Genomic DNA, 14,048 nt, shown 5'->3' with positions numbered 1-14,048 from the left:
GGCTTGAGAATGTTGAGAAGCTGTGAATTTTTAGGCTGATTTTCTTCTTTCCAGTTCACGTTTTATCAGCGCAAGTTCACGGCCGGTTTGTCCGCTCACACTGCTGTTTTCCTGCGCCCTGCGCATCAGGTATGGAATTACATCGCGAATGGGCCCAAAAGGCAGGTATTTACTTACGCTAAACCCTTCTTTGGCCAGGTTAAAGGTAATATTGTCACTCATGCCAAATAACTGCGAGAAATGAATATGCGGATGATTATGCGCCAGTCCTTTCTGATCGAGTAACTGAGCCGCCAGCAGGTTACTTTCTTCATTGTGCGAAGCAATGATGACAGCCAACTGATCGATATGTTCAAGGGCATAACGCACAGCCAGATCATAATCCCTGTCTGAAGCAGCTTTATCAGGTTGGATGGGGGAAGGATAGCCCATTTCTCTGGCCCTGGCCCTTTCTTTTTCCATATAAGCCCCTCGCACCAGTTTCACACCCAGCAGAAATCCTTTTTGCTGCGCAATCTGGTGCGATAATTTCAGGAAATGCAAACGGTCGTGACGATACAATTGAATGGTATTATACACCACTACTTTTCCCTTATTAAACAGCTCCATCATTTCCATGGTGAGCCTGTCGATAGGATCCTGAATCCAGCTTTCTTCCGCATCTATCAAAACCCCTACTCCTTTTTCAGCGGCTACTTCACAAATGGTGTACATTCTTTCACGAACACGATCCCATTCATCTACTTCCATTTCATGATCGTGGATACCGCTGCGCAAACGTGGTGCTTCATTTAAAGTCTGAAGCAAAGCAAAACGTGCCAGTCCTGTAACTTTTATGCTGATAAAAGGAATGTTTTTTTGTGTGGCTGCATAGTTAATGACACGGATAAACTCTTCTGTAGCATGATCAAAACTGTCCTCGCCTTCTTTTCCTTCTACACCATAATCGAGAATTACCTGTACGCCATACTTTCCTAAAACGGCACCAACACCTGCTGTTTCTGCCAGTGTTTCTCCTCCTACAAATTGTTTAAAAATGGTTTTACGGATAATACCATGTACAGGCAACCCGGTTTTCATGATAAAAGGTGTTAACCTGGTACCTAACTGCACAAACCAGGGGTAACCCATGGTACTGAAGAGAAATTTGGCACTTTTCAGTTCTTTGCTTGACTTATAAGCAAAAGCATTTTCTGTATTGTCGAAGGAGATATTCATTGCTAACGTTCGTTCGTAGTGCGAATATCGGTACAGAAACGTTCAAAAAAAAGATTTTACAGGAGCGGGGTGAAATTTCTATTTATATCGCCTGATGATTGAAAGGCTGCAACACCATTTCACTCACCACCCCACTTACCGGCTGTTGGCAGAGAAACCAGATGGCTTTGGCAGCTTCTTCTGCCTGCACCATTTTATCGCGTTGCACACGCAGGTCGATATTGTCCCAGAAAGAACTATCCACACCCCCTAAAAAAAGATTCGTAATACGAATTTCTGTTCGCTTCAGTTCCTCCCTTATACTTTGCATCATACCCACGAGTCCATATTTACTGGCACTGTATGCAGCGGCACCTGCCATGGGCACTTTACCAAGCACCCCGGGTATATGAATGATTAACCCTTTTTTTGTTTCTTTCATGGCCGGTAATACTGCTTTGGTTACCCAGAAACTACCGATCAGGTTTACCTGCAGGGTTTTCAAAAAATCATCTGTAGTAAGTGTATCAATGGTTTTAATGATACCAATACCCGCTGCATTGATCAGTATATCAATTGCACCATCCTGCTGAACTGCAGCAACTGTTTCGTACACTGATGACTCATGTGTGATATCAAGTTGAAACTGCCGGCCTGCCGGAATGCCCGTCTGTTCGCCGGCTACAGAAAGTTTCTCGGCATTACGTCCTGTTATATAAACATTTGCTCCTGACCCATGTAATAATTTTGCCAGACTGGCGCCTATACCTCCGGTTGCCCCTATGAGTAATACTTTTTTCCCTTTAAGCGATTCCATAACATCATTTTATACGCATATAAACAATAAGCGGCCCGTTTTGTTTTAGAAAATCATCATGAGCCAAGAAGTTGCAATTATATTTCCGCACCAGCTATTTACAGCACATCCGGCACTGACTAAAAAAAGGGTGGTATGGCTGGTGGAGGAAACTTTATTCTTCAATCAATATGCATTTCATAAACAAAAACTCATTTTACACCGGGCTTCCATGAAAGCATATGCCAGTCGGCTACTGGCAGAAGGTTTCACCGTAGAATATGCTGATGCAGTAAAACCAGTCTGCGATATCAGACACCTCATAACCGTTCTGGCAAAAAAAGGGGTTCAGCAAATACATGTAGCCAACCCAACCGATGAATGGCTACTGAAAAGATTGCAGAAAACATGCAGTAAAAATAACATCAGCCTGTACTTGTACGGTAATCCGAACTTCATCAATACATCCGAAGAAATAAACCAGTATTTCTCAGGTAAAAAACGTTATTTCCAGACAGATTTTTATACCTCGCAAAGAAAACAAAGAAACATACTGCTCACTGATGAGAATGAGCCATTGGGTGGCAGGTGGACGTTTGACACAGATAACAGAGAGAAATTTCCAAAAAATGAGCCTGAGCCCAATCAGCCTTTTCCTTCACAGAATAAATATGTAACAGAAGCTATAGATTATGTTCAGCAACATTTTCCTGAGAACCCGGGTAAGGCAGGAAATCCTTTTGGAAAACATCCGCATTTTTATCCTGTTACACACCAGGAAGCAGAAAACTGGCTGAACCGTTTTTTGCAGGAAAGATTTGCCTTATTCGGTCCGTATGAAGATGCCATGGTAAAAGAGGCTTCCATTTTACACCACAGCGTACTTAGCCCTATGCTGAACATCGGCATATTGAATCCGAACACAATTATTGAGGGGGCATTGGAAGCTGCCAAACAGCAAAAAATTCCGCTCAACTCGCTGGAAGGATTTACCAGACAGGTTCTGGGTTGGCGCGAATTTATCAGGGCTGTATATGAGCGTGAAAATATTACACAAAGAACACGCAATTACTGGGGTTTTAAGAGAAAAATACCCGCTTCCTTCTGGACAGGCACCACAGGTATTGTACCGGTTGATACTGTCATCAAACGTGTATTGCAAAGCGGCTATGCACATCATATAGAAAGGCTGATGGTATTGGGAAATTTTATGTTGCTCTGCGAATTTGATCCGGATGAAGTATATCGTTGGTTCATGGAAATGTTTGTAGATGCTTATGACTGGGTGATGGTTCCCAATGTATATGGGATGACTCAGTTTGCAGATGGGGGACTAATGACGACCAAACCCTATATCAGCGGCAGTAACTATATCATGAAAATGAGTGATTACGAAAAAGGAAACTGGCAACAGGTATGGGATGGTTTATTCTGGCGGTTTATGCATGTGCATCGTCATTTTTTTCTTGGCAATCCAAGACTGGGTATGCTGGTAAAAACTTTTGATAAACTAAAAGATGAAAAAAAACAGGAGCACCTGAATCACGCAGAAAAATTCCTGTCTTCCCTTAGTCAATAAACAAAAGATATGTCAAAACGTCCTTGGAACAGGGTGAATTTACCTGTTTACTCTATTTGCAGTTCAGATGGTAATGGTTTATTCAATATGCATATCATTACTTATGCAAGCCAGATTAGTATGTATCCCAAACGTTATGTATGTGGTATTTATGAAGGAACTAAAACGCTGGAGAATATCATAGCGCATAATAAATTTGTTTTACAATTATTATCTGTAGAACAATACAGGTTGGTTGAATTACTTGGAAAAAAATCAGGACATGATACTGATAAAATTTCCCGGTTGGAAAAAAGAAAACTGCTCACCCATTGGAATGAGTTTCCGGTTTTAAAAGATGCATTAGCTGTGATGCATTTGAAAACCATCAGCAGTTTCCCCGGCGGTGATCATACCGGCTTCCTCTGTGAAGTATTACAATACAAAAATATGAATGAAGGTGAGCCGCTCACCTTAGACACTTTGAGAAAACACCAACTCATCAGGATATGAACAGTATGGATTTTCCGACAGACCTGTCAAAGATCAGAGAACGTATAGCAGCCATAGAACCGGTTGCATATGGTAAGACGCGTAATTTTCTGACCGGTGCTGTAACCAGGCTCTCTCCCTACTTATCAAGAGGCGTTATTTCTTTAGCACAGGTAAAATCTACGCTATTAGAGAATTACTCAGTACATCAGTCAGAAAAACTATTACAGGAATTAGCCTGGAGAGAATATTATCAACGGGTATGGCAGGCTAAAGGAGATTTGATTTTTACAGACCTGAAACAGACACAAACACAGGTTGATCATCATCAGGTACCCGATTCGGTCGTAAAAGGAGCAACGGGTATAAGATCTATTGATGAAGGCATAGCAACATTGTATGCAACAGGTTATATGCATAATCATCTCCGGATGTACACTGCCATGCTCTGTTGCAATATTGGAAGAGCACACTGGCTGGCTCCAGCCCAATGGATGTATTACCATTTAATAGACGGCGATCTGGCCAGTAATGCTCTTAGCTGGCAGTGGGTAGCAGGTAGTTTCAGCAGTAAAAAATATGTAGCCAACCAGGAAAATATTAATAAGTATACAGGCAGTACACAGCTATCTACTTTTTTATCGGTTGAATATGATGCATTTGAAAACATGGAAGTTCCTGATATACTCAAAGCTCAAAATTCATTATCATTATCTACCCTGTTGCCCGATCCTGATAAAGCAGATCAAAAAAACGATACTATTTTTGTTTATAACAGCTATCAACTTGATCCGGCCTGGCATGCAGGCGAAAGAGGGCTTCGTATACTTCTGTTGGAACCCTCCCATTTTGAAAAGTACCCGGTGAGTAAACGGGTACTTGAATTTATCATTGATCTTGCCCGGAAAAATATTCCGGATATTCAATTGTTTGCAGGTTCATTTGATAAGCTCTCTCAGGCATTTCCTCTATCCAGCATTTATTATAAAGAACATCCGCTTACCAAACATTATAAAGGAACAGCGGAACCAAGAAGCTGGATGTTTCCGGAAGTAACAGGTTATTACCCATCCTTTTTCAGTTACTGGAAGAAATGTGAAAAGTATTTGCGATAATTCCTGAAATTCGCGCATGACTATTTCATCCATCGAAATTTATAAGTATTCTATTCCAATGGTTCCTTTTACCATAGCTACCGGTACCATGGAATATGCACAGAATATTTTCATCCGTATTCATACGAGTGATGGTATCACCGGTATGGGCGAATGTTCTGCCTTTCCCATGATCGCTGCAGAAACACAGGCCACCTGTTTTGAAATGGCCAAAGATTTTGCAAGACTATGGAAAGGTAAAAATCCACTTGAAATTGAAGAGCGGCTCAATGAGCTGGATTTATTTACTGCTGGTAATTATACTGCCAAAAGTGCTTTTGATATGGCACTCTATGATATCGCTTCACGTAAGGCCGGTCTTCCTTTGTATCAATATTTAGGCGGACAGAAGAAAAAAATTGAAAGCGATCTTACCATTGGCATCAGCGATCCTGCTGCTATGGCGGCTACCGCATTAGAGTTTAAACAGAAAGGGGTGAGAATGATCAAGGTGAAATTAGGTAAAGAAGTTTTCACCGATATACAAAGGATTAAATTGATTCGTGAAGCAGTTGGCTCCGATATTATTTTGAGAATAGATGCCAATCAGGGCTGGACTTATGACGATGCAATTACCGCATTAACAGCCCTTGAAACCTATCAGATACAGTTTTGCGAACAACCCATGAGAAAATGGAACGATGAGCTATTACCCTCACTCTGTGAAATATCAGGCATCCCTGTAATGGCCGACGAAAGTGTGTTTACACATCATGATGCGCAAAGGCTAATCAGAAATAAAGCCTGCGATTACATCAATATCAAATTAGCTAAAAGTGGTGGTATACGTGAAGCCATCAGGATTAACCAGGTAGCCGAACAAAATAATATCCCCTGCATGCTGGGTGGTATGCTGGAAAGCAGGATGGCACTTACAGCCAAAGTACACTTTGCCATGGCACACGATAATATCCAGTTTTATGATCTGGATACCTGTTTACTCGGACATAAAGAAGACCCTGTTATAGGTGGTGTTCAATACAATGGTATGGAGCTGATACTAAATGATGGCCCCGGTATTGGAGCCGATGTTGACCCGGTGTTCTTTGCCAAACACAATAGCGTTACCTGCATTGTATGAACAGAAGAGCAGAGAAACAGAGGAATGTCCTCCGAGGGACCCTTCGGGAATATCCAATGTCGAAGTTGGAAGTTGGACATTTCTCTGTTTCTCTGTTCTTCTGTTTCCCTCTTTCTTATCTTTGTCAAAATTTATACAGATGGAAGGAAAAAAAGTGAGTGAGAGTGTTACCATTATGAACGAACTGGTACTGCCGAATGATACCAATACTTTTGGTAATCTTATGGGTGGCAGGTTGATGTATTGGATGGATATTGCTGCGGGTATTGCTGCAGGTCGTCATTGTAACACACCCAGCATGACAGCTTCGGTTGATAACCTGAGTTTTAAAAACCCCATTAAGCTGGGAAATGTGGTACATATTGAAGCCAAAGTTTGTCGCGCTTTTAATACCTCCATGGAAATTCATATTAAAGTGTGGGGTGAAGACCTCTTGCATCAATACAAATATGAAAGCAATGAAGCTTTCTTCACTTTTGTAGCGCTCGATCCCAACGGCAAACCCAGAAAAGTTCCGGAGTTGATTCCCGAAACCGAGGACGAGCAAAAATTATTTGATGGTGCCCTGAGAAGAAGGCAGATCAGGCTGATACTGGCGGGAAAAATGAAACCCGATGATGCCAATGAATTAAAGGCATTATTTATTAAAGACTAAATCCGGTTATTTATCCAGTTTCGTTAATATATGATGCCTGCCACGCATCATGTAATCCTTGCTTTGTTCTATTGCGTCCATTATCTGGTCCAGTATGGCTTCTACAGGCTGCGTATAATCAATTACCATCGGCTCTTTAAACCTGATAGATAAGGTTGACCCCTTTTTCTTGAAACTAAGTCCCTTTTTATTAAACGCCCGCCAAAATCCATTGATCACCACTGGTACTACAATGGGCTGGTTATTTTTAATGATATGGGCAGTTCCTTTTCGTCCCGGAGCAAAAGGTTTGGTGGTTCCCTGTGGAAAAGTAATGACCCAGCTTTTATTCAATGCCTGGTCAATTTTTTGTGTGTCGGCTTCATCCCTGTTTCTGCTGATATCCTGACCTTCAGAACGCCAGGTACGTTTTATGGTAAGGGCGCCTGCCAGTTTAAACAACCGACTCAACCAGTTTCCATTCATGGTTTCCTCTGCTGCAACGAAATACACATTGGTAAACGGATTGAGTAAATAAAAAGGAAGACCAAGCCTGTTTTGTCGTCTCCATTTTACTGCACAAAAAATATGGATAAAAGTAATGACATCTGCAAAATAGGTCTGGTGGTTACTTACAAAAAGCACATTCTTTTTAGGCAGTTTTACCAGGTGCTCAGTCCCTTCAATTTTTATTTTATTGATCCATGTCAGACCCGGATAAGAAAACAATCCCACGATGGCATAAACGATTGAACGAACCACTTTAATATGTCTCAAACGTTCCGTTATTCGCATAGAGCTTGGAGTTGGCAAGTCGTGCAAAATAAGGAATGTAATCAAATTGTTAAGTGATTGTTTAAAAAATGCCGGATACAGGCACAAATAACAACGACAGAGAAATACATTTGCGCTGTAAAAAATTATCCATGCAATTAGATACGGTGATATTTGATATTGATGGTTTGCTGATCGACAGTGAGCCGCTGTGGAATGAAGCAGCCACTGAGTTATTCCTGGAATATGGTGTTAGTATGACAGAAGAACAATACAAAACCACTACAGGTTTACGTACCAGAGAGTTTGTACAGTGGTGGTTTCAATATTTTAATATTGGTGACAGTGAATTAAAAAGAGCCGAGCAGAAAATTGTAGCGCTGGTTTTAAGCAAGATTGAACAAAAAGGAAAAGTAATGCCCGGTGTACCTTATATATTTGATTTCTTTCACCGAAAATCTTTTAAAATTGGCCTGGCCACTTCATCGCCACCCGCACTGATAGACCTTGTAGTGAATATCTGCGGAATTGAAAAATACCTGCATGCTACTGCATCGGCAGAAGCATTGGCCTATGGCAAACCTCATCCACAAGTGTATCTCGATTGTGCCGGTTCACTGGGCAGCAATCCTACTTCCTGTATTTGTTTCGAAGATTCTTTCAATGGAATGATTGCTGCCAAAGCCGCCCGAATGAAATGTGTGGTTGTTCCTCATGTATCACAATTAAAAGATGAAAAATGGAGCGCTGCTGATCTCAAACTTTCTTCATTACAGAATTTTGGAGAGTTGCATTTTAATTTGGTTCATAGTTAATAATCGATGGTCCATAGTCCATGGACCATTGACCATGGACTAAAAAACAAAGCCCCGATCATTTTCTGACCGGGGCTTTTATTATTTCTGACTAATCAGATGATTAGTTTCTGCTTTTCAGATTTGGGTGTGGAGCAGGTACTGTGTTTGGACCCGCATCCAGTGTGCCCTGAAGATCTACTGTGTTAGCATCTCCATCCTGACCATAAGTAAAGATGAAACGGCTTTCAGAAACACCTTGTTTTTCAACCAGGTATTTGATTACAGCATTAACGCGATCCCAGCTTAACTGCTGAGAAGCTTTGCTTGAAGCACCGTAACCGATTACTTTGATATTACAGGTTGGGTTTGCATTGATTCTTGCAGCAACACCATTCAGGATATTCTGAGCATCTTTAGACAGTGTAGCTTTTCCTTTGAACTGGATGCTTGGTAAGCTTCCGATATTACACTGAGGAGCTGCTTCAACCGGCTTCATGTTAGCGATCATGTCTTTGATCTCTTTGCAACAAGCTGGCTCAGGACAAGTTCCGATACCATCATTGTTTACAGGGAAACATTTCTGTGCAGTCAGCAGTTCTTTGTCTTTGTAATCAGGAACACCATCACCATCAGTATCTTTTGCACGGCCATGAGAATCAACAGGAGCACCTGCTGGTGTGTTTGGCTCGAGGTCGAACTGGTCTGTAACGCCATCTTTATCGGCATCAGGCAGTACAACTTTAGGCATCTTCATGTGTGAAGGAGAGTTCAACTCGCTGTACACAAAGTTGTTTGGGTTAAGCCAGTACAATGGTTGAACTTTTTTAGCTGAATTACCAATGTTAACGTTTACACGTGCACTGGTGAAGCCAATATAATCATTGTTATTACCAGCTCTAACACCGTCGAGGAAATCGTATCCAGGAACAGTGAAAGTATATTTATGCTCCAGACCAATGTTTACTTTGTTGCTCAGTTTGAACGCAATACCAGCACCAAGGTTCATACCATGATAAAGGGTATACGCCTGTCTGCCATTGATGGTAGCTCCACCAAATGTTGTGATAGTACCTGCCTGGCTATTAGGGAACACTTCATTCTGGTTATAACCATAGAAGAAGCTGTAACCACCTGGCTGAGCACCACCTGGTCTTTTGTAAAGTACATTCGATGCATTCAATGCATAACCCATCAATACATACACATTTGTTTTAGGGTTACCGCGGTAATGACTTGCAGCATTGAGTGAAGCGATTACATCGAAACCTAACTGGTAGGTTCTGTTTTTGTAATCAGGACGACCAACTGCTGTTTGAAAAGCGTTAGCGGTACCTGAGTTCCACAGACCAGTTAAACCGGTTCTGATAGAAAAAGTGTGGTTCAATGCTTTACGCAGAGAAACCGTACCACCGAAACCTAATTTAGATTTGATATCACCTGTAATAGATGATGCACCAAGACCAAATCCTAATTCCCACTGACTGCGTGGTTGCGCAGGGTAAGGATACTGGTTGTTGATAAACTCATTATGCTGGGGTAATTTCTTTACTGAAATTTTGGATGTGTCTTTCCAATCCCAACCCCAATCTGTTTGAGCCATACCGATCGACTGTACCAGTACGATCAGCGCTAGTGCTAAGATGTTCTTTTTGCTTGCCATAATAATTGATTGATATTTAATGAGAACTTGTTGATATTAAGAAAACATTGCAAATTTAAGTCTTATGATACAAATACCCAATTTTCTGCCCGGATATTGTTTAAGGTTTTCTATAACAATCTTCGTACCAGACTCAATTTCAGTCTAAAACGCTGCATATGTGGGCGTTATTATGCCCTCCTCAGACTATATTGCAGCATATTCTGACCGATGGAATTAGCAAAAAAAATAATATCAGAGGAATTAATCCAGTTCGAATCGCATTTTCGTGAAGCGGTTAAGAGCCGGGTAGCTCTGCTCGACAGGATCATGCAGTACATTGTTAAACGCAAGGGTAAGCAACTCAGACCCATGTTTGTACTGCTGAGTGCCAGACTGGGAGGCGCCGTAAACGACAGCACGTACCGGGCAGCTTCACTGGTAGAACTATTACATACTGCTACGCTGGTACATGATGATGTTGTAGATGATGCACTTGAAAGACGCGGATTTTTTTCCATCAATGCACTCTGGAAAAATAAGATTGCCGTACTCGTAGGCGATTACCTCCTCTCTAAAGGTTTATTATTATCACTTAATAATAAAGACCATGAAGTGTTGAGGATTTTGTCGGAAGCAGTACGCCTCATGAGCGAAGGAGAACTATTACAAATAGAAAAAGCCCGTAACCTGAACCTCAAAGAAGCAATTTATTATGAAATAATTAATGGCAAAACCGCCTCTCTTTTAGCCTCCGCCTGTGCCGCAGGGGCTTCCACTACCTTTGCTGATCAGGATAAAGTAGAAAAAATGAGACAGTTTGGTGAAAAAGTAGGAATGGCCTTTCAGATCAAAGATGACCTCTTTGATTATGGCACTATGGATATAGGTAAACCAACAGGTAATGATATCAAAGAAAAAAAATTGACCCTACCTCTTATCTATACACTTAACAATTGCTCTTCCGAGTTGAAAAGAAAAATTGTGTACATCGTAAAAAATGAAAACACGGAAAAGGAGAAAGTGAAATTTGTAATTGATGCTGTTACTACAGCAGGTGGTATTCAATACGCCACGGAAAAAATGTTTGCTTTCAGAGATGAGGCACTGGCAATTCTACACGAATTTCCTCCAACACCCGAAAGAGAAGCCCTTGAAGAATTGGTACGCTATACAACAGACCGGACTTATTAATGGATAAACGCTGGAACATATTATCAACAGATGCCACCAAAACTGAAAGTCTTCACGAGAAACTGAAGATTAATAAAACCATTTGTTCCATTCTTGTTCAAAGAGGTATTGACACTTACGATCTGGCAAAAGATTATTTCCGGCCCCAGCTTGCACAATTACACAGCCCCTGGCTGATGAAAGACATGGATAAAGCTGTTGACCGCCTTCTCTCAGCCTTTCAGCAACATGAAAAAATATTGGTCTTTGGCGATTATGATGTAGACGGCACCACTGCTGTTGCAGGTATGTACCAGTACATCAGCAGTATTTACGACAGTGTTGATTTCTATATACCCCATCGTTATCGAGAAGGGTATGGTATTTCAAAAATGGGTATTGATCACGCTAAAGAAAATGGTTTTACGCTGATCGTTTCACTTGACTGTGGAATCAAATCGGCAGACCTTATTGGTTATGCCAAAACTTTGGGGATTGATTTCATTGTATGCGATCACCACTTACCCGATCTGAGCCTGCCACCGGCTGTTGCCATTTTGAATCCGAAACAAAGCGACTGTCAGTATCCTTATAAAGAACTATGTGGTTGTGGTGTTGGTTTTAAACTCATGACGGCGCTGAGTGAAAAACTTTCATTACCTGAAGAAACCCATTTTGCCTATCTCGATCTGGTTGCTACCGCCATTGCTGCAGACATTGTACCCATTACAGGCGAAAACAGAATATTGGCTTATTATGGCCTCGAGAAAGTAAACCAGAACCCTTGTCCGGGCATCAAAGCACTGATGCAACTTGCCGCTGTGCAAAAAACAATGCATATCACCAACCTTGTTTTTATTATCGCGCCACGTGTAAATGCAGCAGGAAGAATGGATGATGCGCGCAAAGCAGTACAACTGTTTGTAGAAAAAGATCCCGGCAAAGCATTATCCTTCGCAGAAATGTTACACAGCGATAATGCAGACAGACGTGAGGCAGACAGTTCTATTACAGAAGAAGCTTTGGCACTGATTGAAGCCGATCCTCAACATGCCAGTAAAAGGTCAACCGTTGTATATCAGGAACACTGGCACAAAGGTGTGGTTGGTATTGTGGCCAGCAGGCTGATTGAAAAACATTACCGACCAACAATCGTTTTAACACGAAGTGGCGATTATGTTGCTGGTAGCGCAAGAAGCGTGGCGGGTTTTAATTTATACGAAGCCATTCATGCGTGCAAGGAACATTTACTGGGATATGGAGGGCATTTTGCCGCCGCCGGTATGACTTTATTACCAGAGAAGGTAACTGACTTTGCCAATGCTTTTGAAAAAGTTGTGCAGGCACAAATTAAACCCGAGCAACTTATTCCTGTAATTAATATCGACTCGGTAATACAATTCTCAGAGATCAATCCTACCATGTTCAATATACTATGCCAGATGGAACCTTTCGGACCCGATAATATGCGTCCTGTATTTATGGCATCGAGGGTGAGCGATACCGGGTTTTCAAAGATTGTAAAAGAACAGCATATCCGGTTTGTAGTTAAACAGCAAAACATCAGCTTTACTGGTATTGGTTTTAATATGGCTTCCAAATTTCATCTGCTCCAGCAGCAGCAACCCGTTGACCTGGTATTCTCACTGGATGAAAATGACTGGAACGGAGAAAAAAATATTCAACTGAAAATGATCGATCTCCGCATCAGTGAACCTGTTCAGTAACGAATCTGCACATCTCCTTCTATAGGATAAGCTGTACAGGTAAGAAAGCGGCCCGTTTTAATTTCATCTTCCATCAGCACCTCATTTTTATACATCCACACTTTCCCGCTTACACAAACAGCGGCACATGCGCCACACTGACCACTCTCACAATTATAGGGCAAGTCGATATGTTGCTTTTTTGCCGCCTGCAAAATGGTATCGGGGTATTGTACTTGCCATGAATAAGCCGATTGCCCAAGCATGGCATGAACCATATGAAGCGCAGTATCAACAGGTTTTTGTGGTGCTGCTGATTTGTGTATTGTAAATTGTTCCTTTTTGATTTGTGTATCCCTGATACCCATTCCCCTCAACACCATTGTAATCATAAGCATGTATTGAAAAGGACCACATAAATAAACCCATAACAGTTGCATTCTTTCCGGAAAATGCGAACGTATTATATTCTCCACCATCGATGCACTTAATCTTGCATGACTATAATGCGATGCATCGTTAAATAAAAACTGAATAACTAACCTGTCTGCATATTTTTCGGCCATTGATTGCAGTTCCTTATAAAACAATGTGTCTTTTTGAGAACGGTTACTGTAGACCAGTACTATTTTGATAGTATCATAAATTGCCAGCAATGTTTTGATCTGCGCATATACAGGTGTGATACCACTACCGGCCGCAAAAAAAGCAAACTGGAGCTGTTCTGTTGCAGAAGGCAAAGTGAAAAAGCCCGCCGGAGCCAGACCATTTAATATATCGCCTGGCTGAGCAGTATCAACCAGTTTTCTTGAGTATGCGCCATTTACCACTTTTTTTACCGTAATAGTGAGCGGCTCGTTAAGTATGGAAGATGATGAGATTGAATAACTTCTTCTTTCCTCTTCATTATTCCTGTTATTAAATATGAGTGTAACAAACTGACCTGCCTCGTATTTCAACACAGTGTTTACGGGCTCTAATACAAAAGAAGCGGCATTCTCTGTTTCCTTTATTTTAGACAGAATACGATACTGCATAATGACGCTT

General features: G+C 41.4%; 13 protein-coding genes. 8 read left to right on the top strand and 5 right to left on the bottom strand.

The features are described from left to right. Positions 1-30: 30 nt before the first annotated feature. Positions 31-1,218, bottom strand: coding sequence for a proline dehydrogenase family protein (locus KXJ59_RS01010; RefSeq protein WP_295200159.1), 1,188 nt, complete (start codon positions 1,216-1,218; stop codon positions 31-33). Positions 1,219-1,300: 82 nt separating this feature from the next. Continuing rightward, complete coding sequence (locus KXJ59_RS01005; protein ID WP_295200157.1) at positions 1,301-2,014, bottom strand: SDR family oxidoreductase; 714 nt, start codon at positions 2,012-2,014, stop codon at positions 1,301-1,303. 58 nt (positions 2,015-2,072) lie between these two features. Between KXJ59_RS01005 and KXJ59_RS01000 the strand changes: the two genes are divergently transcribed. From KXJ59_RS01000 to KXJ59_RS00980, 5 genes are all read left to right on the top strand, one after another. Beyond that, positions 2,073-3,572, top strand: a complete 1,500-nt coding sequence (locus tag KXJ59_RS01000; RefSeq protein ID WP_295200154.1) for a cryptochrome/photolyase family protein — start codon at positions 2,073-2,075, stop codon at positions 3,570-3,572. Between the two features lie 9 nt (positions 3,573-3,581). After that, positions 3,582-4,064: a flavin reductase gene (locus KXJ59_RS00995; protein ID WP_295200151.1), complete on the top strand. Its 483-nt coding sequence runs from the start codon at positions 3,582-3,584 to the stop codon at positions 4,062-4,064. After that, positions 4,061-5,158, top strand: a complete 1,098-nt coding sequence (locus KXJ59_RS00990; protein ID WP_295200149.1) for an FAD-binding domain-containing protein — start codon at positions 4,061-4,063, stop codon at positions 5,156-5,158. Before KXJ59_RS00995 ends, KXJ59_RS00990 begins: the two co-directional genes overlap by 4 nt. Before the next feature lie 16 nt (positions 5,159-5,174). After that, positions 5,175-6,278, top strand: coding sequence for a dipeptide epimerase (locus tag KXJ59_RS00985; RefSeq protein ID WP_295200147.1), 1,104 nt, complete (start codon positions 5,175-5,177; stop codon positions 6,276-6,278). Between the two features lie 139 nt (positions 6,279-6,417). Continuing rightward, a complete protein-coding gene (locus KXJ59_RS00980; RefSeq protein WP_295200145.1) occupies positions 6,418-6,933 on the top strand; it encodes an acyl-CoA thioesterase in 516 nt (171 codons plus the stop codon). Between the two features lie 6 nt (positions 6,934-6,939). Here the strand turns inward: KXJ59_RS00980 and KXJ59_RS00975 are convergent, their stop codons facing one another. Continuing rightward, positions 6,940-7,707 carry a lysophospholipid acyltransferase family protein gene (locus tag KXJ59_RS00975; protein ID WP_295200142.1) on the bottom strand — a complete coding sequence of 256 codons (768 nt, stop codon included), beginning with the start codon at positions 7,705-7,707 and terminating at the stop codon, positions 6,940-6,942. A gap of 131 nt (positions 7,708-7,838) precedes the next feature. On the opposite strand from KXJ59_RS00975, the gene hxpB reads away from it, so the two are divergent. After that, complete coding sequence (hxpB, locus tag KXJ59_RS00970; protein WP_295200140.1) at positions 7,839-8,501, top strand: hexitol phosphatase HxpB; 663 nt, start codon at positions 7,839-7,841, stop codon at positions 8,499-8,501. Positions 8,502-8,604: 103 nt separating this feature from the next. On the opposite strand, the gene KXJ59_RS00965 is transcribed toward hxpB, so the two are convergent. Then, complete coding sequence (locus KXJ59_RS00965) at positions 8,605-10,143, bottom strand: OmpA family protein (protein WP_295200138.1); 1,539 nt, start codon at positions 10,141-10,143, stop codon at positions 8,605-8,607. Between the two features lie 210 nt (positions 10,144-10,353). On the opposite strand from KXJ59_RS00965, the gene KXJ59_RS00960 reads away from it, so the two are divergent. Further along, complete coding sequence (locus tag KXJ59_RS00960; RefSeq protein ID WP_295200135.1) at positions 10,354-11,316, top strand: polyprenyl synthetase family protein; 963 nt, start codon at positions 10,354-10,356, stop codon at positions 11,314-11,316. Next, entirely contained in the window at positions 11,316-13,022 is a 1,707-nt protein-coding gene (gene recJ / locus KXJ59_RS00955; RefSeq protein ID WP_295200132.1) for a single-stranded-DNA-specific exonuclease RecJ, read from the top strand. The genes KXJ59_RS00960 and recJ overlap by 1 nt, the downstream gene beginning before the upstream one ends. Here recJ and KXJ59_RS00950 read toward each other — a convergent pair. After that, positions 13,016-14,038, bottom strand: coding sequence for an iron-sulfur cluster-binding domain-containing protein (locus KXJ59_RS00950; RefSeq protein ID WP_295200129.1), 1,023 nt, complete (start codon positions 14,036-14,038; stop codon positions 13,016-13,018). The genes recJ and KXJ59_RS00950 overlap by 7 nt on opposite strands. Positions 14,039-14,048: the final 10 nt, after the last annotated feature.

The organism is Sediminibacterium sp. (assembly GCF_019264485.1).
In the GTDB taxonomy this organism is placed as follows: Bacteria; Bacteroidota; Bacteroidia; order Chitinophagales; family Chitinophagaceae; genus Sediminibacterium.
This window is presented reverse-complemented; position numbering and strand designations above follow the sequence as displayed.